We start from the raw sequence: 24,523 nt of genomic DNA on the forward strand, positions 1-24,523 counted from the left end.
CTGGCCGGGGGTGGGCGTGGGGGGCGGGGGGCCCGGGCCCCGGGGCTATGGGGTCACGGTCCCGGGGGCGGTGCCCCGCCCCCGGCGTACGACAGCGGAGCCCGCCGGAACCGGAACGCCGACCGGCGCGGGCCGGTCGGCGGAGGGCCCCGCCGGGACGGCGACCGGCTCCGGCAGGACTGTGGAGGGTCCCGGTGCCACGGGCGAAGTGGTTAACGTCCAGCGGGCGGTGGCCCGTCCCGGCCGTGCGACAGCGGAGCCCGCCGGAACCGGAACACCGACCGGCCCCGGCCGGGCGGCGGACGGCCCGCGTGGGACAGCGACCGGACCGAGCGACGCGGCGACCGGCGATCGGCGGACGCCCACCACCTCCACCGGAACGGCCACCGGCCCCAGCGGTCCGAGGGCCGACCTCGGCGGCACGGCGGCCCGCTCCGACGGTGCGGTGGTCAACGTCCAGCGGGCGGCGACCAGTTCCGGCGGCAAGGCGGCCGCCACGCCTGGCGAAGCCGCAACCGCGACCGGATCCGCCGATACCGCGACCGGTCCCAGCAGCCCGGCACCCGGCCCCGTCCCGTCGGCGACCGACCGTGCCGGCCGGGCAACTCATCCGGGTGAACCGGCGGCCGACCCTGCCCGGAGGGCGGCCGGTTCCATCGGTACGACATCCGGTACCGGCAGCCGAACGACGGGCACCGGCGTCGGCGCCGGAGCGACGACCTCCTCCACCGGCACGGCGAGCAGCGCCCCCGCCGGTGGGGCGGCCGTCACCCAAACGGCGACAGCCGGATCCAACGGTCCTACGACGGCGCTGACCGGCCCCGGCAACCCGATGGCTCCGGCCGCCCCGACCGAGACGGCTGCCACCGCCAACTCCCTTCCTCCTGGACCGAGTAGGGACACTGCGGCCACAACTGCCACCTCTGCTACCACGCCGGTTCCCGCTCCCGCGAGCACGCCGTCCGGCACGGGCGCGTATCCGGTACAGCGGAGCGCCTCCGGCGGGGCGAGGCGGGTGGGCCTCGGCGCGCCGACTCCGGGGAACGTGTCCGCCACCGGTTCGACGACCCCACCCCTCGGCTCGGCCACTCCGCAGCCTTCGAACCCCTCGGCCCAGCCGACCAGCCCGGCCGCACCCGCGAACCCGTCCGCCCGGCCTACAGGCCCAACCGCACCGGCGAACCCGGCGGACCGGCCCCGCAGTTCGGCCCTAGCTCCCGCACCCCCCGCCCCATCGACCGGCGCCCCCTCGCGCACCCCGGTTCAGCGCGCCACCACGCCCACTCCCCGGCAGCGGCCCCTGCTCGGTGCTCCCCTCTCCGCCCTGCCCCCGGACGCGAAACCCCTCACCGGGCCCGCCTCTCCTGCCAGTTCGGGCTCTGCCGGACCGCCGCCCGTTCAGCGTGCGGCGACAGCGCACCAGGGAAAGGCGCCGGATCGTATGCCCGGACCGGCCGCCCGGACCCACGGAACTGCGGCTCCCGCACCGGCGGCACCGCCCCACCGTCCTGCGGCCGTACCGCTGCGGACCCCGGCCTCCGGCACCCCCGCCGTACAGCGCGCAACGGCGATCCCGTCAGCTGCGGGCGCCACGGCCGAAAGCAGCGGGCCCGCGCCGGCGGTGCGGCGCACGACCACGAGCGCGTCCGTGCCGGACGCAGGTGGTCCAGGGCGTGGCCTGGCCCCAGCTCGCGCCCTCGCCCCGGCTCTGAAGCCCACCGTGCCCCCGGCCAGCCGCAGTCGGGCAACCCCGGCCGCCGTCCCGCTGCGCCGCCTCGCGTCCACACACGGCGGGTCCGTATCGCCGGGCACCGGACCGGCGGTACAGCGGGCCGCCGTCATCCCCGCTACTCCCACCGGTTCCGCCGTGCCACTCCTGTCGGCCGCCGACAAGTCCGGTTCGGGTTCCGGTACCGCCCCGCCCACCGGCGCCCCCATGGCGATCCCGCAGATGCCATCGCGGCCAAGCGCCTTTACCGCCCCGGCAGTTGTCCAGCGGTACGCCCCTGCCGCGCCCAGGGCACCCAAGGCGCCCGGCAGCACACCCGGAAACACCAGCACCAACGCCACCACCAGAGCCCCCGCACCCGTCCCCGTACAGCGTGACGCGGACGGTCCGCTCCGGCCGACCGCCGCCACAACCACCACGGCCGTCTCCGCCGTCTCGGCCCACGGCACCTCGTCGCGCGGCCCGTCCGCGGCCGCCCCCACCGGCGGCGCGCCGCCGAAGAAGGATCCCGGCGACCTCCCACCCGACTACCTCGCAGTCGCCAAGGGCCAGTTCGACCCCCGTTCCCTGACCGACTTCCAACTCGACGAGCTGACGCACCGGCTGATCGGCCGGATCACCCGGCTGATCCGTACCGAACTGCGGCTCGACCGGGAGCGGATCGGCAGACTCCGCGACCCCCGTCGCTGAGCGGCCGAAACCCGCACCGGCGCGACACCCACGAGCACGACCCGCACGACCCCGCACGACCGACGTTCCAGAAAGGCCGCCCACGATGCCCCGCGATCTCGACCCGGGCTCCACCATCTTCTTCACCCTGACCATCGACGGCGAGAGCCTCGGTTACTTCAACGGGTGCGAAGGGCTGTCGTCCGCGGTGGAGATCGAGCAACGCCAGGAGGGCGGCAACAACGGGTTCGTCTGGCAGCTTCCCTCGCGTGTCACCCACTCCAACATCCGGCTGACCCGGCCGCTGACCCCCGACACCGCCAAGGTCGCGGCCTGGATCTCCTCCGTGGCCACCGGCGTCAAGCGGCCGACCGCGCAGATCGCCGCGCTGCGCGCGGACGGTTCGGAGGTGGCGCACTGGGGGCTGATCGACGTGCTGCCGGTGAGCTGGCAGGGCCCCTCCCTGGACCCGGCCAACCCGAGTGTGGCCACCGAGGTCCTGGAGATCACCCACCACGGGTTCACGGACTGAGGGGACGGGACACGACATGGCAAAGGGAAGCAGGGGCGGCGCGGGCAAGAGCCTGGTGCGCGCCACGCTCGCCATCCACGAGCCGCCCGTCGGCTCCAGCACCACGCCGGGCGGTCTGATCAAGACGTTCAACTTCGACTTCAACCCGTCCCAGTTGCAGCTGAGCCGGCGTGCCCAGTGGAAGTCCACGCCCGCCGCGGCGGTGCGTGACGGCACCGTCCCGGAGTTCATGGGGCCCGAACCCCGGGAGATGACGGTCGAGATCTTCCTGGACTCGTCGGCCAAGCCGAGCAGCAACGTGGTGCTGAAGAACGTGGAGTCCCTGCTGGACTGCTGCGAGGTGACGGCCAAGTCCATCGCCGCGAAACAGCCCTCACCGCCGTGGGTGGTGTTCCAGTGGGGCTCGTTCTCCACGGCCCGCTTCACCTCGTACGTGAGTTCCGTGGACGTCACCTACTCGCTGTTCGGCACGACCGGTGTGCCGATCCGGGCGACCTGTCAGGTGGCGCTGCACGAGATCCCCAGCAAGACCAAGGGCCAGAACCCGACCTCGGGCGCGCTCACCGCGCAGCGGGTGCACCGGGTGGTCGCGGGCGACTCCCTGCAGTCGCTGGCCTGGCGTGAGTACGGCAACGCGGCCGCCTGGCGCGCGATCGCCGAGACCAACGGAATCGACGACCCCATGCGCCTGCCCACCGGCGTCGAACTCGTCCTTCCGGCCGCCGAGGAGGTGGGTTTCTGATGGCGAAGCCGTCTTTCTCCAACATCATCCACGTCACCCTCGACAGCAAGAAGATCCCGCCCGACTACATCAACCTGCTCGTCGGCGGCTGGGTCGACCTCGGGGCCGGAGTGCCCGGCGAGTTCCGGCTCACCTTCCGCGACCCGGACCGGGAACTGCTCGGCAAACTGAACGTGAGGTTCGGCTCCAAGGTGGTCCTGGCCCCCGTCTCCGACGGCCGGGGCGCGGCGTCCCCGCTGCTCACCGGCGAGGTCACCGGCATGGAGACCGACTACGACGGAACCGGGACGTTCACGGTCATCCGCGGTTACGACCCGGGCCATCGCCTGATGCGCGTGCGCAGGGTGGCCGCGTACCGCAACCAGACCGCCTCCGACATCGCCCGCAAGCTGGCCTCGATGAACGGCATCGCGATCGGGAGGGTCCAGACCACCAAGACGGTCTACGAGTTCATCAGCCAGTCCAACGTGACGGACTGGGACTTCCTGGCACGGCTCGCCGACGAGAACGAGATGGTGATGTCGCTGGACGCCAAGGGCAAGTTCCAGTTCGTCGAGCCGGACCCGGCGTCCAAGGCGCCCCCGGTGACTTCCCCCGGCGAGTCGAACCCCCGCGTGCTGCGGGGCCGTGTCGACGTACTGCGCTGCCGGGCCGCCGTCACCGCCGCGGACCAGGTCGACAAGGTCGAGGCGCGCGGCTGGGACATTCCGACCAAGAAGAAGATCGTCGAGCTCAAGAAGGCGGGCACCTACCCCGGTGTCGCCATCGGGACCACTCCGCAGAAGGCGGCCACGGCCTTCAAGGCCGCCAAGCTGGTCGAGACCGACACCCCGTACGACCGCCGGCCCGAGGTCAAGTTCGCCGCCTCCTCGCTGGCGGACGACCTCACCTCCTCGTTCGCCGAACTGGAGGTCACGGTGCACGGCAATCCCGAGCTGCGCCCCGGCGTGGCCATCGCGCTCACCGAGGTGGGGGTCCCCTTCGAGGGCAAGTACACGGTCACCTCCGTACGGCACACCTTCGGCGCGGGCAGTCATTACGAGACGTCGGTGACCGTGAGTGGCCGGCAGTGGCGCTCGCTGTTCGGTCTGACGTCCGGTGGAGGCACGACGGCGCCCCGGCTGCCGAGTGTGGCCAACGCGCTGGTCACCGACGTGCAGGATCCGCTCAGGCAGGGCCGGGTGAAGCTGCAGTTCCCTTGGCTGGACGACGCGTACGTCAGTGACTGGACGCGGACCGTGCAGCTGGGCGGGAAGGCGGGCGGCGGGATCTTCCCGCTGGACGTCGGCGACGAGGTGCTGGTCGCCTTCGACCGGGGCGCGCTCGACCACCCCTTCGTCATCGGGGGCCTCTACAACGGCATCGACAAACCGACCGTGGTGAAGGACGTGGCGCTGCACGACCCGGTCAAGAAGAAGGCGATGCGGCACACCCTGTCGGACCGGTACGGCAACCGGGTGGACCTGCTCAGCCAGCAGACCGGCGCCCGCAAGCAGGGCGTCCGGGTGGCCAGCGGCAACGACCGGCTGATCATCAACCTCGACCGCACCAAGACCGAGATCACCGTGGACAGCAAGGGCGCCGTCAGCATCACCGGCGGTACCTCGGTGTCCGTCGAGGCCGGTACGGATCTCTCGCTGAGCGCCCGGCGCAGCATCAGCATCAAGAGCGGCGGGCCGGTGACCATCCAGGGCCGCGGGATCGTCAACCTCAAGTCGCTCGGCGGCGCGGTGACCGTGGACGCGATGGGTGCCCTCAACCTCAAGGCGGTCGGTGCCGCGACGCTGAGCGCGGGCGGCGCCGTGCAGGTCAACACCATCGGCCAGGTGGGCATGCGGGCCGTCAACATCGACCTCATGGGCCTCGTGACGGTCAACAAGAAGCCGTATCCGATCCCGTGACCCCCGAGAGGCTGAGCAGCGAGACCGTGACGACGATGAGAAGGCGGGTGGCCCACTGATGGCCGAGCAGTTCGTCGGATCCGGCTGGGCCTTCCCGCTGCGTATCGGCCCCACCGGGGGCATCGCCCTGGTCAGCGGCGAGCGCGAGATCGAGGAGGCCATCCGGCTCGTCCTGGCCACCGCGCCGGGCGAGCGGCCGATGCGCCCCGAGTTCGGCTGCGCCATCCACGACCTGGTGTTCGCCCCGGTCAACGAGGCCACCGCCGGCCGCATCCAGCACGAGGTGTACACGAGCCTCGACCGCTGGGAGCCGCGCATCGAGGTGAGCGACGTGGAGGTGACCGCCGGCGGCGCGACCGAACAGGGCGTGCTCTTCATCGACGTCCGCTACTCGATCCGCGGCACCAACAACCCGCGCAGCCTGGTCTTCCCGTTCTACGTCATCCCCTCCCACGAGGAGCCCGACGCCCCCGGCGCGGGCGACTTCCCTGAAAGCGACCGCTGATGGCCCTGCCCTCCCCGAACCTCGACGACCGCCGCTTCCAGCAGTTCGTCGACGACGCCAAGCGCTACATCCAGCAGCGTGCCCCGGAGTGGACCGACCACAACGTCTCCGACCCGGGCGTCACCCTCGTGGAAACGGTCGCCCACATGGCCGACCAGATCGTCTACCGGCTCAACCGGGTACCGGAGAAGAACCACCTGGCGTTCCTCGACCTGGTCGGCATCACCCTCTTCCCGCCCTCCGCCGCCCGTACGGATGTCACGTTCTGGCTGTCCGCGCCGCAGGAGGAGCCCGTCCTGCTGCCGGTGGGCACCGAGGTCGCCACCACGCGCACCGAGAGCGAGGAGGCCGCCGTCTTCGCCGTCGAGCGCGAACTGACCGTCGTGCCCTGTGAGTTGGGGCGTCTGGTGGTCCAGCGCAGCGGTGAACCCGTCGCCGACCGGACCGACGACCTCGCCGAGGGCAAGGACCTGATGTGCTTCGCCGAGGCCCCGCGGCCGGGCGACTGCATGCTGCTCGGCCTGACCGCCGCCGTGCCGCACTGCGCGGTCGCGCTGGAACTGGACAGCCGGGTCGACGGCGTCGGCGTGGACCCGCGGCAGCCGCCGCTGGTCTGGGAGGCGTGGACCGAGGACGGCTGGGCTCCCTGCGAGGTCGACCGGGACGGCACCGGCGGCCTGAACCGGCCGGGCGAGGTCGTCCTGCACGTCCCTGGCGGGCACACCCTGTCCCGCACCGGCGGGCGGGAGGCCGGCTGGCTGCGCTGCCGGGTCACCGAACCACTGCCGAACCAGCCCTTCTACACCACCTCGCCGACCGTCCGCGCCGTGGAGGCGTTCACGCTCGGCGGCACCACCACGGCCGTACACGCCGAGACCGTGAACGACGAGGCGCTCGGCGAGTCCACCGGCCTGCCCGGGCAGCGCCTGCGGCTGGCCCACGCCCCCGTGGTGGGCGACACCCCTCCGGTGCTGCTGCAGACCGCCGAGCACGAGGGCTGGACCGACTGGGAGGTCGTCCACTCGTTCGCCGCCTCCACCCCGCACGACCGGCACATCACCCTCGACGCCGCCACCGGCGACATCGCCTTCGGCCCGGCGGTACGCGAGCCCGACGGCACCCTGCGCCAGTACGGGGCGGTGGCCCCCAAGGGCGCCGTCATCCGCGCCCTGCGCTACCGCACCGGTGGCGGCCGGGCCGGGAACGTCGCCCGCGGCGCCGTCCAGGTGCTGCGCACGTCGATCCCGTACGTCTCCGAGGTCGTCAACCGGGAGGCCGCGCGCGGCGGCGTCGACGGCGAGACGGTGGAGGAGGCGAAGACCAGGGCGCCCATCACGCTGCGCGCCCAGGAACGGGCGGTGACCCTGCGCGACTACGAGGAACTCGCCCGCCGCGCCGCCCCCGAGACGGCCCGGATCACCTGTCTGGAGGGCGACGAGGGCGAGCACGGGGCCTACGCCGTACGGGTGTTGGTGGTACCCCAGGCCGTGCCCGACCCCGGCGGCCGCCTGCGCTTCGAGCAACTGGTCCCCGGTAACGCGCTGTTGCAGCGCATCACCCGCCATCTGGACGAACGCCGGCTGATCGGCACCCGGTTGGCGGTGGGCCCGCCCTTCTACCAGGGCGTCACTGTGGTCGCCACGCTGCACGCGTTCCGCGGCACCGACACCGACCGGGTCCGTCGCCAGGCGCACGACGCCCTCTACCGCCACCTCGACCCGCTGACCGGCGGCGCCGACGGCCGGGGCTGGCCCTTCGGCCGGCCCGTGCAGTCCGGCGAGGTCTTCGCCGTTCTCCAGCGCGTCCCCGGCGTCGAACTCGTCGACGAGGTCCAGCTGCACCCCGCCGACCCCCTGACCGGCAAACGCGGCGACCCGACCAACCGCATCGACCTCGAACCCCCGTCCCTGGTCTTCTCCTTCGACCACCGGGTGCGCGTGATCGGGGACAGGCCATGAGGGGCTCGATCGACGGGCTGGGATCCTCCGCGCCCATCGGCATGATGCTGCCCGCCGTGTTCGCCGACGACGATCTGGCACGGCGGTTCGTCGGTGGACTCGACGAGGTGCTCGCACCGATCCTGGCCGTCCTCGACTGCCTGGACTCCTACTTCACGCCGGCCCTGGCCCCGGTGGACTTCACCCGGTGGCTGGCCGGCTGGGTCGGCGCGGAGACCGACGGCAGCGAGCCGGAGGCCCGGCTGCGCGAGGCCGTCGCCGCCGCCGCGTACCTGCACCGGGTACGGGGGACCCGCCGCGGCCTGTACGAGGCCATCCGCCTGGTGTTCGGCGTGGCCCCGGAGATCACCGAAAGCGGCGGTGCCGCCTGGGACGCCCGGCCCCTCGGCCCGGTCCCCGGCGACCGCCGCCCGCGCCTGCACGTCACGCTGCGGCTGCCCGATCCGACCCGCGCGGACGAACACCGCCTCGACAGCCTCGTGGCGGCCGCCCGACCCGCCCACATGCCCTACACGGTCCAGGTGACCGCGGCCGAAAGGACTTCCGAGAGATGACCAGCCAGACCTCCGGCACGGGACGGGAGCCGGCCCGCAGCTGTGCCGAGTGCGGCACCAGGGCGGAGCCCGGCCAGTCCTTCTGCGACTCCTGCGGGTCGGTACTCGGCTGGTCCGGCAGCCAGGACCCGGCCGACGCGGCCCGTATGGACTCCGTACGCGCGCGAACCGCCGCACCGGCGCGGAACTCCGCGACCGGGGGCGCCGCCGACTCCGTGGCCCCGGCAGCGGGCGGCCCTCCGCGTGAGAGCGCCGACAGTCCGGGCGCGGCCGACCGGGCCACCGGTGACCGGCCGGGATGGGACGCCTTCGCCCGGCCCGGGGCCGGAACGGGCACGGCCCGTACGGCCCACGACCCGGCCCTCGCGCGAACGGCGGGGCCGGGCGGTGGCCGGCGGATCGAGGACGAGGCCCGGTGGCAGGACGACGGGACCGGTGGGCCCGGGGCCGGTGACCGGCGGGAGCGGGACGACCCGTCCCGGTCGGCCGACGGCGTCCTCGACGAGCCCGTGGGGGAGGGCCGCGGCGCCGGGGCGGGCCCCGGGACCCGGCAGTCCGACACCGCACACACCTCCGGGCGCCGGGAGACATGGGGGTCGCCCGCCGGGACCGGGGCCGCGCCGTCCTCTCCGCCGGGACACGGTGACCTCGATGCCGGGCCGGCTCACGCCTCCGGGCGACAGGAGACATGGGGGTCGCCCACCGCGCCCGCCGGGACCGGGGCCGCGCCGTCCTCCCTGCCGGGACACGGTGACCTCGATGCCGGGCCGGCTCACGCCTCCGGGCGCCAGGAGACATGGGGGGGACCCACCACGCCCGCCGGGACCGGAGCCGCGCCGTCCTCCCCGCCGCGACACGGCGACCCCGACGTCGGGCCGGCCCACACCTCCGGAGCGTCCGCCGGTGCGGGCGCGGCCGCGCTTCAGGAGTGGGACACGGCGTCCCCCGCCGCCCCGGCCCCCGGTGCGGCGGGCGGCGCTCACCCTGGCGACCACCGGGACGACACCGCCGCCACCGAACCGGTACCCGCCGCCGCTCCCTGGGACCCGCATTCCACCGACTCCACCGCGGAACGGGCCAGGTCCCTGCTCGTACCCGTCAGCGACCCGGAACCCCGCGCACCCGCGTCCCCCGCCGTCGCCCCCGTGCTGCCGGGCCGCCCCGTCGCCGCCCGCCCTCAAGTCCGTGCCCCGGGACCCGAGTCAGGGCCGACGGGTGGCATTCCCTGCCCGTGGTGCGCCACCCCCAACCTGCCCGACCGGCACTTCTGCGGACGGTGCGCCATGCCGATGGCCGGCGACGGCCGGCAGACCCCGGGCCGCCTGCCCTGGTGGCGCCGGACAGCGTTCTTCCGCGCCGCGGAGATCCCGTGGGCCGGCGACCGCCCGCGGCTGCGCCGCGGCTTCGGACGCGTCATGAACTGGGTCGTCGGCGCCCTCGTACTCGCCCTGATCGTCACCCTCGTCCTCAACGTGGGCGCCGGGGTCGACGCGACCCGCGACCACTTCGCCAAGCGTGCCCCGGTGGACCCGGTCAGCGTCAAGGCGTCGCGCTCGTACCCCGGTCACGGCGCCCAACTCGTCGTCGACAAGGTCAGCAACACCTGGTGGGGGCCGGGCGTCACGCAGTCCGGCGAGGGGCAGTGGCTGGAGGCCCGCTTCGACGAGCCGACCCGGCTGCTGGACCTGATCATCACCCCCGGCGTCTCGACCCGGACGCAGCAGCTCTCGCAGTCGGCCCTGCCGCGCCGCATCGAGGCGAGGATCACCACCGCCGACGAAAAGACGACCACCCGGATCATCAACCTCGACCGCAGCGCCGGCGGCCAGCGGCGCAAGTTCCGGGCCCAGGAGGTCACTTCGGTGCGCTTCATCGTGCGCTCGGCCTACACCGCCGACGACAAGAAGCAGGTGGCCATCGCCGAGATCGAGTTCTTCGGCCGGTCCAACAGCAACACCTCCTGACGGCTCCCGGGACGAGGCCCGAACCACCCGAAGCCGCCGCCGGGCCGCCGAGAACGTTCGGCGGCCCGGCGGCCCGGCGGCGCTCGGCGGCCTACGGTGAGGTGGGCCGGCGGTCGGTGTGTCCTCTCCACTCCTCGGCGGCCGTGAGCGGAACGGGGGCGGGCAGGGCTGTCGACGTCGTCAGCTCGATCCGGCGCCCCGTGTCCGCCGAGTCGAGGAGGGCGCTCATCGTCTCCAGCACGTGCAGGGCGAGATCGCCGTTCGCGCGAGGCGCCCGCCGCTCGTCGGCGGAGACGAAGTCGAGCAGACCGACGCCCCGCGTGCCGCCGACGTAGCCCGCCGACGGCGGGAGCGTGCGCCACCGCGTGTCGCCGAGTTCGAAGAGCCGCACCTCGCCGTCGAAGCCGTTGGGATCCGGAACCGCGAGGGTCCCCGCCTCGCCGTGGACCTCGATCGGCGCGGCTGTGGTGGCCACACCGTCGAAACTCGTCGTGATCGTGGTCAGGGCCCCGCCCACGTGCTCCAGTACACCGGAGACATGGCTGTCGACCTCGACCGGTATCCGCTCGCCCGCGCGCGGGCCGGAACCGATGACGCGCTCGGCACGCAGCCGGCCGGCCGCCCCGATCACGGCACGCACCGGACCCAGCAGGTGGACCAGGGACGCGAGGTAGTACGGCCCCATGTCCAGCAGGGGGCCGCCCCCGGCGGTGTAGTAGAAGTCGGGCTGGGGATGCCAGCGTTCGTGTCCCGGGGTGACCATCATGGCCGAGGCGAACAGGGGGCGTCCGATGCTGCCCGCCCCCACGGCGGCCCGCGCCGTCTGGATTCCGGTGCCCAGGACGGTGTCCGGCGCGCACCCCACACCAACAGCCGCCTGTGCGGCGGCCGCCACCACGGCGTGGGCGTCAACGAGGGTGGCGGCCAACGGTTTCTCGCCGTAGACGTTCTTCCCGTGGGCGATGGCGCCGAGGGCGATCTCGGCGTGGGCCGCCGGAACGGTGAGGTTCAGCACCGTGTCCACGTCCGGGCTGCTCAGCAACTCCTCGACGGGCAGTGCCTCGACGCCGGGCAGTTCGGCGGCGACCGCGGCCGCCCGGGAGGCGTCGAGGTCGGCGACCGCGGTGACGCGCACGGCGGGATGGCCGTGCAGCGTGTCCAGGTACGCGCGGGAGATCACCCCGAGACCTACGACGCCGATGCGGTGCGCGTCGCCCACAGCATGCCCCTCTCGATGATGGTGCGGACGTTCGGGTTCGCCAGTACGTCGAGGTCGTGCCCCGGTGTCGTCACCACGACGCGGCCTGCGCCCCACCGGCGGGTCCAGACCGCCGGCGAGCTGACCGGCCGATGCCAGGCCTGCCACGGCCGGGCGGGATGGGTGGTGGTGGCCAGGACGTCGATGAGGTCGTCGTGGAGCACCCAGTACTGCTCGGTGCACAGCTCGAAGTCCTCGATGCCCGCCGTGATGGGATGCTCGCGGCCGAGCTCGGTGATGTCGACCACGTGCGGCAGGTAGTTGTCCTCCGCACCGCCCTGCCGTTCACACGGTTCCTTGCCCGGGTGGCTGGCGAACTGGCCTCCCACCAGGTGGAGATAGTCACTGGAGGCCCGGAACGAGTCGGCTATGCCGCCGTGCCAGCCGGTGAAACCGGTGCCGGTCGCGACCGCCGCGCTCAGCCCCGACACCTGCTCGGCGGTGATCTCCGACATCGTGACGCACTGCAGCACGAGGTCGGTGGCGGCCATCTCGGCGGCGTCGGCGTAGACATCGGCCGACTCCTCGATCCGGACGGTGTATCCGCTGCTTCGGAGGAAGGGCAGGAACAGTTCCGTGGCCTGGACCGGTTGGTGCCCCTCCCATCCGCCTCGGACGACCAGGGCCTTCTTCCGTGTCATCTTGTCCCTTCGTGGGGTCCTTGAGGGTGGGCGGTGCCGCCCGACCGACCACAGGATCCGCCAGTCGCCCGCGCCAGGAAAGGGGTGCCGGATTTCGGAAAGTTTTCGCGGCCCGTTCAGGTACGGGCTGTGTCCCTCGGCGGGGCCGACGCGGACGATGCTCGGGCGCCGACCATCCAGCAGGCGCCGGTGAAGCGGACTTCCGTGCCGTGCACAAAGGGTTCGAAGGCGGCGCGGACCGTTTCGACGACCTTCGCGCGGGTCTGCTCGTCCGCCTCGCCCAGGATCAGGCCGACCGGGCCGAGGCGGGTGAAGTACGGGATCAATTCCCTTTCGGGCAGGGTGCAGGCCACGTCGACCGGCCGGATGTCGATCTCGGCCCAGCCGCTCTCCGCCAGGATGCGCCGGACCTTGTCCGGGTCCGCGAAGGCGAACTGCCCGGGCTCGTCCGGCCGTCGGGCGGGGAGGTTCGGCAGGAAGGGTGCCGCGGCGCGTTCGGCCGTCGTCATGAACGGATTCTCCGTGAGGCCGCGCCAGGTGAGGAACCGGAGCTCGGCCTCGTCCTTCGCGGCCCGCCGCAGATTCGCGAAGGCTCGGACGGAGTCGTTGAAGAACATGACCCCGAAGCGCGAGATGACGGCGTCGAAGGTGGCGGGTTCGAAGGCGTGATCCTCCGCGTCGGCGCGGACGAAGGACGCGGCTGTGCCCTCCCGCTCGGCGCGCGCCCGGGCGGCGGTGATCATCGGTTCGGCGATGTCGACGCCGACGCAGCGGCCGGCCGGACCGAGCCGCCGTGCGACGGCCAGCGTGGTGCTGCCGGTGCCGCAGCCGACATCGAGCACGTGGCCGCCGGGTCCGGCGGGCACCGCTTCGACGAGGAGGTGTTCAAAGGGCCTGAGTACCTCGTCCAGCACCGCCTGCGCGTCGACCCAGGCGTGGCCGGCGGGCCCGTTCCAACGGTTCGCCTGTTCGTCGTCGGGCCCGTCCGTGGTCCTGTCCGTGACGTCCATGGTCTCCTCCTGTGCTTGTCTTCACCGAGCGGAGCTGCCACCGTGCTACTTCAAGCCGACTTGAAGTCAAGAGGATGACAGACCTGGACATCGCCGAGGTGACGCACCGCGCCGGGGTTCCCGCCTCGACGCTGCGGTTCTACGAGGAGAAGGGGCTGATCGCCCCGACCGGCAGGCGGGGCCTGCGCCGGCAGTACGATCCCGGCGTACTGGAGCGCCTGGCGCTGATCGCGATGGGGCGGACCGCCGGGTTCTCGCTCGATGAGATCGCGCGCATGTTCGCGCCGGACGGACAGCCGCACATCGACCGGCAGATGCTCGCTGCCAAGGCGGCGGAGCTGGACCGGACGATCCGCGAACTCGCCGTCCTGCGCGATTCCCTGCGGCACGCCGCTGTCTGCCCCGTGCCGAGTCACATGGAATGCCCCACCTTCCGCCGCCTCCTGGAAGCGGTGGCGTCCGGCACTGTCGCGGTGCCGAGAAAGCGGGCTCCGGGGCCACCGTGAATGCACAAGGAACGTCAGAACAATTGACGCGCACGCGCCTCACCTCTACCTTCTGATCGATTCACCGAACCTTGTTCGGTATATCGATCGGCGGCAGTCATGTGTGGAGGCCCCTGCAGCACGCCCTCCCCGCTCGGCGCGGCCGCTCACCCGCACCCGTACGCACCTTGGAGAGCAGATGAGCGCAAGACCCAGCCCCGGCTCCCATCCGTCGCGCCGGCTGTTCCTCGGGATGGCCGCGACCGTACCGCTGGCCGTGACCGGAACGCTGACCGTCGGCGCACTGCCCGCCTACGCCGCGGACTCGGCCTATGTCATGGGCTACTTCACCGAGTCCACGACCATGCTGGAGGCCGACTACGGTCTGCATCTGGCGGTCAGCACCGACGGCCTGCGCTGGATGCCGCTGAACCAGAACAACCCCGTGGTCACCCCCACCGCGGGCGCGGGCGGTCTGCGCGACCCGTTCATCATGCGCAAGCAGGACGGCACCTTCGTCGTACTCGCCACCGACCTCAAGGGCACCGACTGGAACTACAACAGCCAGTACATCCACGTCTGGGACTCCGCGGACCTGCGTACCTTCACCGGCTACCGCCGGCTGAAGCTGCATGACATGGTGACCCACAGTTGGGCACCCGAGGCGTTCTGGGACGCCGGCCGAGGCCAGTACGGAATCATCTACTCGTCCGTGAACTCCAGCGGCCACAACGTGCTCATGGTGAACTACACGACCAACTTCCAGACGGTGACGTCCCCGCAGGTCTTCTTCGACCCTGGCTACGACATCATCGACGGCGACCTCGCCGTGGGCGTGAACGGCGTCAACTACCTGTACTACAAGAAGGACCAGACCCTGGTCGGCGCGCGGTCCACCACCCTGGCCCCGGGCAGCTTCACGCCGTTCAGCACGCCGGTCTCGCACGGCGGCACCGAGGCACCGACCCTGGTGAAGTCCCTGACCTCCAGTAACTGGTACCTGTGGGGCGACACCTATTCGCCGAACGGCGTCTTCTACGCCTGGCAGAGCAGCGACCTCGCCGCCGGCACCTGGACCGCGCTGGACCAGCGCCTCTACACCCAGCCGCTCAACTCCAAGCACTGCACCATAGAGACGATCACCACGACCGAGTACAACAACCTCGTGTCGAAGTGGGGTTCTCCCGCCTGGAACCGGCTGAAGTCCTACAACTACCCGGCCCGCTACGTCCGCCACGCCAACTCCGTCGGCCGTATCGACGCCTACCCGTTCGACCCGTACCCCGACTCGCAGTGGAAGCTCGTGCCCGGCCTGGCCGACAGCGCGGGCGTGTCCTTCCAGTCGGTCAACTACCCCACCCGCTACCTGCGGCACTACAGCTACAACCTGCGGCTGGACGAGAACGACGGCACGTCGGCGTTCGCCGCGGACGCCACGTTCCACAAGACAGCCGGGCTGGCCGACTCCTCCTGGTCCTCCTTCCGCTCGCACAACTTCCCGACCCGCTACATCCGGCACACCGACTACGTCCTGCGCATCGACCCGATCTCCACCACCACGGAGAAGGCCGACGCGACCTTCTCCGTCGGCTACTGAACAGGCGGGATGCGTGCCGGCCCTCCGGCGCGCATCCCGCATGGTCTGGTCGGCGACACCGGTCTACGGCAGTCCCCAGGGCTCGCCCGGCTCGCTCGGTGCCACCGGGGCGATGACGAGGTCGGGCCTCTCACCCGCGTACAGCAGCACCTCGCGCCCCTTGGCCAACTCGATCGCGAGAGTGCCGTCGTCGCTCGTGTGGGTGCGGGCCGGGGTGCCGTCGTCGAGGACCGCGCTCACCGGCCCACCGGTCAGACCGTGCCGCAGCCGCAGCGGTTCGCCCGCCAGGCTCCGTACCCGTACGAAGCGCGTGACGCCCCCGGTGCGGACCGCGCTCACGAGGAAGGCTCCCTGGGTGCGGAAGTCGTGCAGAGTGACATCGGCCCAGGAGTCCGGAACGGCGGGGAAGACCCGCACCACGCCGCCCCAGCTCTGGCAGAGCATGTCGTGCAGGGATTGCGACGCCGACAGCGGTGTCTCGATGACCGGACCGGCCTCGGTGTAGTGGGTGTTGGCCCGGCACGGGTAACGCGTGGTGGTGTCGAAGAACTTCTTCAGGTATGTGAGGGCCACCTCGCCGCGGCCCATCATCGCGTACAGCGACGCGGCACCCGTATAGCTGTAGCCGCGGTGGGAGCCGGTCAGCGCGTGCCAGTGGACGACCGACTTCTCGATCAGCTCACGCTGCTCCGGCCGGTCCCAGTTCACGAGGTACAGCGGATAGACCATCAGCAGGTGGGAGTAGTGGCGGTGGGACTGCGCGTACGGAGTCTCCGCCCCGATCATGAAGCCGTTGGCGTCGACCGGATACGGCGTCAGCTTGGCCAGCACCTCCTGCCAGCGCTCCTTCAGCGGTTCGTCGACCCCCAGCCGCTCAGCCGCCTCCAGGAGGGCGGCGCAGCCCCAACGGATCAGCGCCAGGTCGTAGTTGGTGTCCTTCGGGGGGACCACCGGATACTCCGGGGAGAGCGTCGACGGGAGGTGCAGCTTGCCGTCGTCCCCCGGCTGGAGGAAGTGCAGGTAGTAGTTGATCGCACGGCGCAGCAACGGATAGATCGTGTCGCGCAGCAGGGCCTCGTCCATGGTGTGGCGGTAGCTCAGCCATACGTTGTGCAGGGCCCATGTCAGGTTGCCCGACTCGCCTCCGCTGCCCGGGACGGGGGCGCTGCGGGTGGCGAACATGTCGGAGCTGCGGCCGACACCCGCGCTGTCCGTCCGGTAGGCGGCGGGCACGTTCGCGATCAGCTGCTCCTGGTTCTGCCGGAGGGTACTGGCGAGCGAGTCGAGTTCCAGGTGGTTGGAGCCGTGGATGAGCCAGTACTCCAGTTGCACGTTGAGGTTCCACCACACCGCGGGCCAGGGAGTGGGTTCCAGCCAGGGCCCACAGGTGGCCATCACGGGGCCGCCCTCGCGGCTGGCCGAGGCGATCTTGTAGAGCTGGATCCAGTGGAAGCTCTGCAACCGCTCGTCGGGGATCGAGACGAAGCTCTTGCGGTAGAACGCGTGCCACCAGCGGGTGTGCTGCCCGCGGAGCACCCCGTACGGGGCGGCGCGCTGGATCTTCCTGAGTGAGGCTTCGCCGGCCCGGGTGTCCGAGGGGTGGCTGTGGGCGACGGTGAGCAGCAGGGTGTCGCCGGAGCGGCGGTGGGCCGTCGCGGTCTGGCCGCCGCCGACGAGCGGCTGGAGGACCTGTTCGACGTCGCCGGTGGTCCGGGTGGTCCAGGGCGGGTTGGGGACGTATCCGCTCGGGGGTGCCTCGCTGATCTTCCGGGGGCTGATGGCCTCCTCGGGGTGGAAGGTCCAGCGGACCGCCTCCTCGCCGTCGGCCGTCACGCGTGCGGCGAGGACTCCGTCGTGGATGAGGGCGGAGAGCGTCAGGGTGCCCTTGTCCGTGGTGATCGTGCCGGTGAGCTCGGCGTTCCACAGGCTCAGCCGCCAGTCGACCGCGCCGATGGTGCCGACCGGGTCGAGGGTCAGATGCCCCACGGGCAGTCGGCAGGTGCCCCAGCCGCTGCCGAACTGGGGGCGGTGGTCCTGGACTTCGCCGTGCTGGACGGTGAAGCGGATGCTGTTCGCACCCGGCTCCTTGTACACCATGCTGCCCAGCCGTCCGTCTCCCAGGAACGGCCCCTCGTGCCACAGCGTGGGCACTTTGCGCCACACAAGGTCCTGTCGGCGCAGGAAGCCGGACCACGCGCCGTCCGAGTCCATGCGGTTGCGGAGCTTCCAGCGGCCGCCGTCAGGACCGGCCGCGAGGCCCGTGCCCTCGGCGGTGTTGTCAGGGGCAGGGGTGCGGACGGGAGCGGCCTCGGCGGCCGCGGGCGGCAGGGCGGCGACCGCAGTGCCGCCCAGCACCGATCCGAGCACAGCTCTTCTAGAGGTCATTTGCGGGTGCCTCCAAGATGCGAAAGTTGCTCAACAGGCGTGCCGGTCAAGCCCAGTTGGCCGGTTCGGCAAGGGCGTACGTCGAGGCGATCCGGTGGTTGTCGTGCAGGATCGTCAGCGTGCGCGGGCCGCTGGGCGTCCCCTCGCGCCAGGCGGTGCAGTAGATCCCGTTGGACCAGCGGATCGTCCGCGAGGTGGTCGGCAGGACGGTGATGCCGGTGCGGCTCACCGTCTTCGTGCCGTTCAGCCACACCTCGAAGGCGCCCTGGCCGTCGCCGGCGAGCTTCAGCCGGGTGACGATCCTGATCCAGGTGCCCCGCAGCCCGCTGATCGACCCGGCCGTGCCCTTGATGCCGCCGGACCCGCCGAACCGGATCGTGGACCCGATGACGAACATCAACAGCCAGGGCCCTTCCGGGTCTTCGGGCGACCATTGCTGGAAGGTGACGTTCTGGTCGTGGAACGTCCAGTCGGGCGCGAGACGGATCGCCTGGCCGTAGTAGCGGTCCTCGCCGACGCTCTGGGCGCCGCGCTTGATGACCTCGGAGTGGTAGCCGCCGGTCTCGCCGATGTAGGTCTGGGTGGCGGCGAGAGCGTGGGCGCCCTTGTAGGCGGGCGAGTCGACGGTCTCGATCACGCCGTCCTTCTGCGCGTAGGCGTGGTCCCAGCCTTCGACGCTGCCGCGGTTCTGGAAGGTGACCTCGTCGGCGGCGTCCGCCCGTCCCGGCAGGATGGCGGAGGCGGCCCCGGCGAGACCGAGTCCGGCGAGCGCGGAGAGTGCCCTTCGTCTCCGCACGGTTCACCGCGTCCAGTACGTGATGTTGCGGAAGCGTGCCTCGGCGCGGCCGCTGCCGTGGTGGTAGACGCCGTTCTTGAAGTGCCGGGTGGCCGGCCCCCGGTCTTCGGTCGTCAGGACCAGGTCGTCGTCGAAGTAGACCTTGACGCTGCCGCTGGAGGCGTTGTGCGCGAGCTTGACGTTGAACCACGTGTCGTAGGCGTTCGTCTTCAGGACCGTACGGTCGTACGCCCGCACCGTGCCGCCGCTCGCGCTGTAGGCGTTGAGCATGAAGTCCGTGGCGGGTGTGCCCTCGGGGTGGATCACGCGGAGGATCTGCACGAAGGTCGCGCCGTTCGTGCCGGACGGGAGGTACACGTCGGCGTCCCACATGTGCTGCCCGGACGTGTACTGCTGCTTCCAGCGCATCTCGGTGCGCGGGTCGGTGGAACTGCCCTGCGACATGGGCTCGTCGGTGCTGTACACCCACATGCGGTGGATGCCGCCGCTGTTGCTGTGACGGTCGCTCAGGTCCAGGTTCCACGGTTTCTGCATGCTGTAGGTGAAGGCGGTCTTGTTCCATCCGTCGATGGGTGACGCGGCCGCGGCGGAGGACGTCGACGGGCTCATCGCCCAGGCGGCGCCTCCGGCGAGTAAGCCACCGGCCGCGAGAATGGTGCGTCTTGATGGGGGCATGACAATCCCTTCCTGTTGGCATCACGCTTGTCGGGGCCGAGCAGGTGGATCGCGCGGCGATTCATCGGATCTATCGCCTGACGCAGAGTAGAACCGGCGGTAATCCGCGTCAATATATGCAATGAGCCGAAGATAGATCCGATGTGCGTGCGTGGTTGGCGCCCGGGATGTCTATGGGCGGGCAGTGTCGGGGCCGTGCTGTCGGGGCTGCGCTAAAGGCCCGTCGGCGCCGTGGCCGGCACCCGAACGCGGGCGATGCCCGACAGGTCGTGGGCGGTCATGCTGTTGCGGTCGGTGACCGAGCGGCCGAGGGCGTGGTGCGGCCACAGACCGCCGGCCACCCCGCGACTGCGCTCGCCCCATTCGCGGGCCGGGACGCTGTTGGCCTTGTAGTGGTTGAGGGCGTAGCCGCCGGAGTGGATCCGGAGCAGGCAGAAGCCGCCGGGATAGTCCTTGGCGGCGCTGACCTCCTGCATCGTGACGTGCGGGGCCTGCGGCAGGACGGTCCGCTTGTTGCGGTGCGTGTGGCCCGCGTGGTGGAGGAAGACACCGGGCGCGCCGGCGTAGGCGTCGAGGACCGAACGGGCCTGTCGGCGGTTCAGGCGCTGCCCGCCGGCCACCGGGAAGAGGGAGTCCCGGACGGTCAGCGGATGGTGGCCGAACACCACGGTGGGCTGGTCCTTGTGCTCCTTCAACCCGTTCCGGAACCAGGAGAGTTGCTCGGCACCGAGTCCGCCCGCGTCGGCGCCGTTGCCCCGCTTCTCGTAGGTGTCGAGCCCGATGATCCGCAGCCCGCCGAGGTCATGGGCGAAGTACCCGGGCCCCTGGCCGCCGAGGAACCCTTCCCGGAAGGCGTCGCCCTCGCTGCGGCGGCGGGGCCGGTCGTGGTTCCCCCGTACGACGAAGTAGTCCTGCCCGTGGGTGCCGAAGCCGTCCAGGATCCGCTTGGCCTCGGTGATGTCCCGCAGTGCGCCGCCGGCCGAGATGTCCCCCGCGGCCAGCAGCAGGTCCGCCCCGCGCCGCCGGGCCTCCTCCACCAGTGCCCGGCTCATGATCTCCGGATACGGCGCGAGTCCCGGCTCCTGCGCCACCCCGCGCAGCAGGGGCATGCCGCCCATCAGACCGGCGGTGGTCTCCCCGACGTGCAGGTCGTTGCAGAGCGCGATCGACAGGAGATGCCGCCCCGGCGGGGGCTGCGGTGTGGTGAAGGAGTACGGGCCACCGCTGGAGCCCAGCCCGTAGCGGTTGGTGCCGACGGCGTTTCCGCGGATGAGGTGCAGCGGCGTGGGCGTGGCGGCCCTGCCCCGCGAGCGGGCCTGGTAGTAGTACGTCTGCCCCGGCTCCAGGTCGGTGAGTTCCACCTGGTGGTGCGCGGTGGGCCGGTCCTCCGCCGCGCAGCGGTCCAGCCGGGCGGGGTGAGTGCCGTAGACGACCTCGCCCTCGGTGACCGCGGGGAGCATGTGGCCCAGGCCGTCGCCGGTGCCGGGTATCCCGGTGTACCAGGTGATGACGGCACGGTCCTCGGTGAGGGTGACCAGTTCGAGATGGATGGCCGCGAGGGCGTCGGGGTGACGGGGGAGGCTCTGGCGTGCGGAGCTGTGGAGGGCGCCGGCGGCGGCCCGCAGCAGAGCGGGGGCGAGGAGGGCGCCGGATCGTAGGACTTCGCAGGGCGAGGGCAGGGCCGACAGGGCCGCGAGGGGAGCGGAGAAGCAGCAGCGCATGCCTGAGTATGTGCCCGTATGGGGTGAACGCCGGCAGTGATGCCCACCACGCTGCCGGGTACGGAACGCGACAACTCCGCCGGTCACCGGCACGTTCGATCTTCCTCCGGTGCTTCGCGCTCACGTCCGCGCAGGCCCAACACCGCTGTACCGCAAGGAGTTTGGCGGTCGCCTGACGGGCGTCGGCCACTCCCTCGCGTCGAGCGCGACGAGACGGTTCCCGGTCCTGACACCGCGGACTCGCCACCGGAAATTGCCGCCTCGGCCCCAGCCCGACAGCCGCCGCCGGCACCGCCGCGGCCGCCGACGCCGTCCGGCCGGTGCCGCCGGCGGACCCCGCGGGGCGGCTACTTCTTCCGCGGTGCGGCGGCCGTCAGGGCGTCGATGCTGCCGGACATGATCGTGCGGACGTGTTCGGTGATGTGCTCGGCGGGCCAGTCCCACCAGGCCAGAGCCAGCAGGCGGTCGACGTCCGCATCGCTGTGGCGGCGGCGGATGAGCCGGGCCGGGTTGCCGCCGACGACTCCGTAGTCCGGGACGTCGTCGACGACGACGGAACCGGAGGCGATGACCGCTCCATGACCGATGCGGACGCCGGGCATCACCATGGTCCGGTACCCGAACCAGACGTCGTTGCCCACCACGGTGTCACCCCGGCCGGGCAGGCCGGTGATCAGGTCGAAGTGCTCGGACCAGGAGCCACCCATGATCGGAAAGGGGAACGTCGAGGGGCCGTCCATGCGGTGATTGGCGCCGTTCATGATGAACCGCACCCCTTCGCCCAACGCGCAGAACTTGCCGATCACCAGCTTTTCCGGCCCGTAGTGGTAGAGCACGTTGCGGGTCTCGAACGCCAGCGGATCGTCCGGATCGTCGTAGTAGGAGAACTCGCCCACCTCGATCAGCGGCGAGGTGACCAGCGGCTTCAGTAACACGACACGCGGCTGCTCCGGCATCGGGTGCAGCACGGTCGGATCGGCGGGAACGGCTGCCGTCATGGATATGCTCCTTCGCGGTGGACAGGTCTCAGTGATCCAATGATCGCAACCCTCTCCGCCCGCGAGCCTTCGGCGTCGGGGTCTTGTCCGGCCGCCGGAGTCCGGGGAACCTCCACCGCCTCGGCCGCCGCGGCGTCGGGCCGCTTTCTCCGGTGGTCCCGGCCCTGTTCTACCCGCCGAGCTGCCGCGGCTGCCGGTACGGCTTCACCGCGCGGCGTGCGATGGCGAAGCGGTGGGTCTCCGACGGGCCGTCGTAGATGCGGAACGGCCGCACCTCCCTGAACAGGCGTGCCAGCGGGGCGTCGGCGGCCGAGATGCCGAGCGCTCCGCAGATCTGCACCGCCCGGTCGACCACCCGGTTCACCGCCTCCGCCACGAACGTCTTGGAGACCGACGTGAGCTGCGCGGCGGCGGGGGAGGCGGTGTCCAGCTCCCAGGCGGTACGCAGGATCAGGGCCCGGCTCGCCTCGATGTCGATCTCGGAGTCGGCCAGCATCTGCTGCACCATGCCGAGGTCCCCCAGCACGGAGCCGAACGCCATGCGGCTGCCGGCCCGTTCCAGCGCGATGTCCTGGGCGCGACGGGCGGCTCCCAGCCAGCGCATGCAGTGGGTCATGCGGGCCGGGCCGAGCCGGACCTGGGCGTTCTCGAAGCCGCGGTCCACGGCGCCGAGCACCTGGTCCTCGCCCACCACGCAGTCCTCGAAGGCGAGTTCGCTGTGCCCGGCGAAGAGCCCCTCGTCCAGGGTCTCGATGTCCCGGACAACGCGCATGCCAGGGGTGCCGGCGTCGACCAGGAACATGGTCGCGCCGCCCGGATCGCCGGGGCTGCCGGAGGTGCGGGCCATGACGATCGCGAAGGCGGCGCCGTTGGCTCCGCTGATGAACCACTTGCGTCCGTCGATGCGCCAGCCGCCCGGGACGCGGGTCGCGGTGGTCCGGAGCGAGCGGGGATCGGCGCCCGCTCCCGGAGCCGGTTCGGTCATCGCGAAGCAGGAACGGGACTCACCGGCGGCGAGCGGGCGCAGATAGCGCGCCTGCTGCTCCTCGGTGGCCACCTTCTCCAGTAGATGCATGTTGCCCTCGTCCGGGGCCGCGCAGTTGAGCGCCAGCGGGCCGAGGAGCGAGTACCCGGCGGCTTCGAACACGACCGCCTGCCCCCGCAGGTCGAGCCCGTGCCCGCCCCACCGCGTCGGCACATGCGGGGCGAAGACACCGGCCTCACGTGCGCCCTTCTGCAGGGTTTCGCGCAGGGCCTCGGGAGCGTCGTGCACGGACCCGCCGCACTCGCGCTCGGCCGGGATCACCACCTCGCGTACGAACTCCGCGGTGGCCTCGGCCAGTTGGGCGACAGGCGGATCTACATCGAACTGGATGGGCACGGGTCCTCCCGCCGACGGGCGTCCGGGCATCGGCGCCCGTCGCGTCCTAGAAACTGTACAGCGTCTTCAGTATCTTGCTGGGGTGGCGCTTCAATCGGAGGGCGCTCGATCAGAGGAGCGCTCGACACCGAGCGGCCCCCGGCGACGGAAGAAGATCCCTATGAATGCCCAGCCGGTCCGCGTCGTCCGCCACCCCGACGGAGTTGTCGAGCTGCGACTGGAAGATCCCGGACGGGGCAACGCCCTGGATCTCCCGACAGCGGAAGCGCTGCGGGACGCGACGGCCGAAGTGGCCGCCGACCCGGGTGGCGCGGTCCTGCTGCGGGCCGCAGGCGGAAACTTCTGCGTGGGCGGTGATCTGCGCGCCTTCGTCGGCCGGGGTGAGGAGGTGAGCCCCTACGTGCACGCCGTGGCGACCGCGGCACACGCCGCGGTGCTGTCCCTGTACGAACTGCCGGTGCCCCTGGTGACCGCCGTGCGCGGCGCGGCCGCGGGCGGCGGGATCGGGCTCGCCCTGGTCGGCGACATCGTCCTGGCCGCACGGTCGGCGCGCTTCCGCCTGGCCTACACGGCGGTCGGGCTCACCCCGGACTGCGGGGTCACCTGGCTCCTGTCGCGCCTGGTGGGCCCGCGTCTGGCGGCGGACCTGGTGCTCACCAACCGGGTCCTGGCGGGCGACGACGCCGAGCGGTTCGGCCTGGTCTCCCGGGCTGTCGAGGACGACGAAGTGGACGAGGCCGCGTACCGGACCGCCGCCGAACTGGCAGGTGGCCCCGGTGAGGCGCTGCGCGCCGCGAAGCGCCTGCTGCGGGACGGTGCGGGCGAGGGGCTGGGCCGTCACCTCGACGAGGAGGCGCGGCTGATCGCCGGCCTGGCGGGAGGCGGGGAGGCGCAGGCGCGTATGGCGTCGTTCCTGGCACCGCGGGATCGTGCGGGGAGGGGCGGAGTCTCATCCGCGCCAAGCCGTCCGGAAAGTGTTTCTTGATTACCTCTTCACTAACACCTCCGCCGGAGCGTAACCT

At 71.8% G+C, this 24,523-nt stretch carries 21 protein-coding genes; 11 read left to right on the forward strand and 10 right to left on the reverse strand.

Annotated elements, in window-relative coordinates; all coding sequences use genetic code 11:
• Nucleotides 1-606: 606 nt before the first annotated feature.
• Nucleotides 607-867, reverse strand: a complete 261-nt coding sequence (locus AB0I18_RS40310) for a hypothetical protein (RefSeq protein WP_363110716.1) — start codon at nt 865-867, stop codon at nt 607-609.
• A gap of 853 nt (nt 868-1,720) precedes the next feature.
• Here AB0I18_RS40310 and AB0I18_RS40315 point away from each other — a divergent pair.
• From AB0I18_RS40315 to AB0I18_RS40350, 8 genes are all read left to right on the forward strand, one after another.
• Nucleotides 1,721-2,419, forward strand: a complete 699-nt coding sequence (locus AB0I18_RS40315; protein WP_363110717.1) for an extensin — start codon at nt 1,721-1,723, stop codon at nt 2,417-2,419.
• A gap of 85 nt (nt 2,420-2,504) precedes the next feature.
• Nucleotides 2,505-2,930 (forward strand): phage tail protein, encoded by a 426-nt coding sequence (locus AB0I18_RS40320; RefSeq protein WP_363110718.1) that lies wholly within the window; start codon nt 2,505-2,507, stop codon nt 2,928-2,930.
• 16 nt (nt 2,931-2,946) lie between these two features.
• Nucleotides 2,947-3,672: a peptidase M23 gene (locus AB0I18_RS40325; protein ID WP_363110719.1), complete on the forward strand. Its 726-nt coding sequence runs from the start codon at nt 2,947-2,949 to the stop codon at nt 3,670-3,672.
• Nucleotides 3,672-5,573, forward strand: a complete 1,902-nt coding sequence (locus tag AB0I18_RS40330) for a VgrG-related protein (RefSeq protein WP_363110720.1) — start codon at nt 3,672-3,674, stop codon at nt 5,571-5,573. Before AB0I18_RS40325 ends, AB0I18_RS40330 begins: the two co-directional genes overlap by 1 nt.
• 58 nt (nt 5,574-5,631) lie before the next feature.
• On the forward strand, nt 5,632-6,078 hold the full coding sequence (locus AB0I18_RS40335; protein ID WP_363110721.1) for a GPW/gp25 family protein: 447 nt from the start codon (nt 5,632-5,634) through the stop codon (nt 6,076-6,078).
• Complete coding sequence (locus AB0I18_RS40340; protein ID WP_363110722.1) at nt 6,078-8,036, forward strand: putative baseplate assembly protein; 1,959 nt, start codon at nt 6,078-6,080, stop codon at nt 8,034-8,036. The genes AB0I18_RS40335 and AB0I18_RS40340 overlap by 1 nt, the downstream gene beginning before the upstream one ends.
• Nucleotides 8,033-8,590 (forward strand): phage tail protein, encoded by a 558-nt coding sequence (locus AB0I18_RS40345; protein WP_363110723.1) that lies wholly within the window; start codon nt 8,033-8,035, stop codon nt 8,588-8,590. Before AB0I18_RS40340 ends, AB0I18_RS40345 begins: the two co-directional genes overlap by 4 nt.
• A gap of 737 nt (nt 8,591-9,327) precedes the next feature.
• Complete coding sequence (locus tag AB0I18_RS40350; protein ID WP_363110747.1) at nt 9,328-10,554, forward strand: zinc ribbon domain-containing protein; 1,227 nt, start codon at nt 9,328-9,330, stop codon at nt 10,552-10,554.
• Between the two features lie 91 nt (nt 10,555-10,645).
• On the opposite strand, the gene AB0I18_RS40355 is transcribed toward AB0I18_RS40350, so the two are convergent.
• The 3 genes from AB0I18_RS40355 to AB0I18_RS40365 form a co-directional block, all read right to left on the reverse strand.
• Nucleotides 10,646-11,773, reverse strand: coding sequence for a Gfo/Idh/MocA family oxidoreductase (locus AB0I18_RS40355; protein ID WP_363110724.1), 1,128 nt, complete (start codon nt 11,771-11,773; stop codon nt 10,646-10,648).
• A complete protein-coding gene (locus AB0I18_RS40360; RefSeq protein ID WP_363110725.1) occupies nt 11,743-12,453 on the reverse strand; it encodes a ThuA domain-containing protein in 711 nt (236 codons plus the stop codon). The genes AB0I18_RS40355 and AB0I18_RS40360 overlap by 31 nt, the downstream gene beginning before the upstream one ends.
• 116 nt (nt 12,454-12,569) lie before the next feature.
• The gene (locus tag AB0I18_RS40365) at nt 12,570-13,463 is read right to left on the reverse strand and encodes a methyltransferase domain-containing protein (RefSeq protein WP_363110726.1); all 894 of its coding nucleotides are present in this window, start codon (nt 13,461-13,463) and stop codon (nt 12,570-12,572) included.
• Between the two features lie 74 nt (nt 13,464-13,537).
• Here AB0I18_RS40365 and AB0I18_RS40370 point away from each other — a divergent pair, with 74 nt between their 5' ends.
• Together AB0I18_RS40370 and AB0I18_RS40375 are read left to right on the forward strand one after the other, a co-directional pair.
• Nucleotides 13,538-13,969 (forward strand): helix-turn-helix domain-containing protein, encoded by a 432-nt coding sequence (locus AB0I18_RS40370; protein ID WP_363110727.1) that lies wholly within the window; start codon nt 13,538-13,540, stop codon nt 13,967-13,969.
• Between the two features lie 178 nt (nt 13,970-14,147).
• Nucleotides 14,148-15,545, forward strand: a complete 1,398-nt coding sequence (locus AB0I18_RS40375; protein ID WP_363110728.1) for a glycoside hydrolase family 43 protein — start codon at nt 14,148-14,150, stop codon at nt 15,543-15,545.
• Between the two features lie 63 nt (nt 15,546-15,608).
• Here the strand turns inward: AB0I18_RS40375 and AB0I18_RS40380 are convergent, their stop codons facing one another.
• From AB0I18_RS40380 to AB0I18_RS40405, 6 genes are all read right to left on the reverse strand, one after another.
• Nucleotides 15,609-17,930, reverse strand: coding sequence for a Tat pathway signal sequence domain protein (locus AB0I18_RS40380; RefSeq protein ID WP_363110729.1), 2,322 nt, complete (start codon nt 17,928-17,930; stop codon nt 15,609-15,611).
• A 46-nt stretch (nt 17,931-17,976) separates the two neighbouring features.
• Complete coding sequence (locus AB0I18_RS40385; RefSeq protein WP_363110730.1) at nt 17,977-18,726, reverse strand: polysaccharide lyase; 750 nt, start codon at nt 18,724-18,726, stop codon at nt 17,977-17,979.
• Between the two features lie 3 nt (nt 18,727-18,729).
• Nucleotides 18,730-19,401, reverse strand: a complete 672-nt coding sequence (locus AB0I18_RS40390; RefSeq protein ID WP_363110731.1) for a polysaccharide lyase family 7 protein — start codon at nt 19,399-19,401, stop codon at nt 18,730-18,732.
• A gap of 212 nt (nt 19,402-19,613) precedes the next feature.
• Complete coding sequence (locus AB0I18_RS40395; protein WP_363110732.1) at nt 19,614-21,122, reverse strand: metallophosphoesterase family protein; 1,509 nt, start codon at nt 21,120-21,122, stop codon at nt 19,614-19,616.
• A gap of 347 nt (nt 21,123-21,469) precedes the next feature.
• Complete coding sequence (locus AB0I18_RS40400) at nt 21,470-22,120, reverse strand: CatB-related O-acetyltransferase (protein WP_363110733.1); 651 nt, start codon at nt 22,118-22,120, stop codon at nt 21,470-21,472.
• A gap of 169 nt (nt 22,121-22,289) precedes the next feature.
• Nucleotides 22,290-23,501: an acyl-CoA dehydrogenase family protein gene (locus AB0I18_RS40405; protein WP_363110734.1), complete on the reverse strand. Its 1,212-nt coding sequence runs from the start codon at nt 23,499-23,501 to the stop codon at nt 22,290-22,292.
• 160 nt (nt 23,502-23,661) lie between these two features.
• Here AB0I18_RS40405 and AB0I18_RS40410 point away from each other — a divergent pair, with 160 nt between their 5' ends.
• The gene (locus tag AB0I18_RS40410) at nt 23,662-24,486 is read left to right on the forward strand and encodes an enoyl-CoA hydratase/isomerase family protein (RefSeq protein WP_363110735.1); all 825 of its coding nucleotides are present in this window, start codon (nt 23,662-23,664) and stop codon (nt 24,484-24,486) included.
• Nucleotides 24,487-24,523: the final 37 nt, after the last annotated feature.

Origin of the sequence: Streptomyces sp. NPDC050704, assembly GCF_040654355.1 — a bacterium.
Classification (GTDB): Bacteria; Actinomycetota; Actinomycetes; order Streptomycetales; family Streptomycetaceae; genus Streptomyces.

Bases quoted from the DNA above. Each gene is read 5' to 3' on its own strand.
- AB0I18_RS40320 (WP_363110718.1), top strand. From the start codon at position 2,505: ATGCCCCGCGATCTCGACCCGGGCTCCACCATCTTCTTCACCCTGACC.
- AB0I18_RS40325 (WP_363110719.1), top strand. From the start codon at position 2,947: ATGGCAAAGGGAAGCAGGGGCGGCGCGGGCAAGAGCCTGGTGCGCGCC.
- AB0I18_RS40330 (WP_363110720.1), top strand. From the start codon at position 3,672: ATGGCGAAGCCGTCTTTCTCCAACATCATCCACGTCACCCTCGACAGC.
- AB0I18_RS40335 (WP_363110721.1), top strand. From the start codon at position 5,632: ATGGCCGAGCAGTTCGTCGGATCCGGCTGGGCCTTCCCGCTGCGTATC.
- AB0I18_RS40340 (WP_363110722.1), top strand. From the start codon at position 6,078: ATGGCCCTGCCCTCCCCGAACCTCGACGACCGCCGCTTCCAGCAGTTC.
- AB0I18_RS40345 (WP_363110723.1), top strand. From the start codon at position 8,033: ATGAGGGGCTCGATCGACGGGCTGGGATCCTCCGCGCCCATCGGCATG.
- AB0I18_RS40360 (WP_363110725.1), bottom strand. From the start codon at position 12,453: ATGACACGGAAGAAGGCCCTGGTCGTCCGAGGCGGATGGGAGGGGCAC.
- AB0I18_RS40365 (WP_363110726.1), bottom strand. From the start codon at position 13,463: ATGGACGTCACGGACAGGACCACGGACGGGCCCGACGACGAACAGGCG.
- AB0I18_RS40370 (WP_363110727.1), top strand. From the start codon at position 13,538: ATGACAGACCTGGACATCGCCGAGGTGACGCACCGCGCCGGGGTTCCC.
- AB0I18_RS40375 (WP_363110728.1), top strand. From the start codon at position 14,148: ATGAGCGCAAGACCCAGCCCCGGCTCCCATCCGTCGCGCCGGCTGTTC.
- AB0I18_RS40380 (WP_363110729.1), bottom strand. From the start codon at position 17,930: ATGACCTCTAGAAGAGCTGTGCTCGGATCGGTGCTGGGCGGCACTGCG.
- AB0I18_RS40390 (WP_363110731.1), bottom strand. From the start codon at position 19,401: ATGCCCCCATCAAGACGCACCATTCTCGCGGCCGGTGGCTTACTCGCC.
- AB0I18_RS40395 (WP_363110732.1), bottom strand. From the start codon at position 21,122: ATGCGCTGCTGCTTCTCCGCTCCCCTCGCGGCCCTGTCGGCCCTGCCC.
- AB0I18_RS40400 (WP_363110733.1), bottom strand. From the start codon at position 22,120: ATGACGGCAGCCGTTCCCGCCGATCCGACCGTGCTGCACCCGATGCCG.
- AB0I18_RS40410 (WP_363110735.1), top strand. From the start codon at position 23,662: ATGAATGCCCAGCCGGTCCGCGTCGTCCGCCACCCCGACGGAGTTGTC.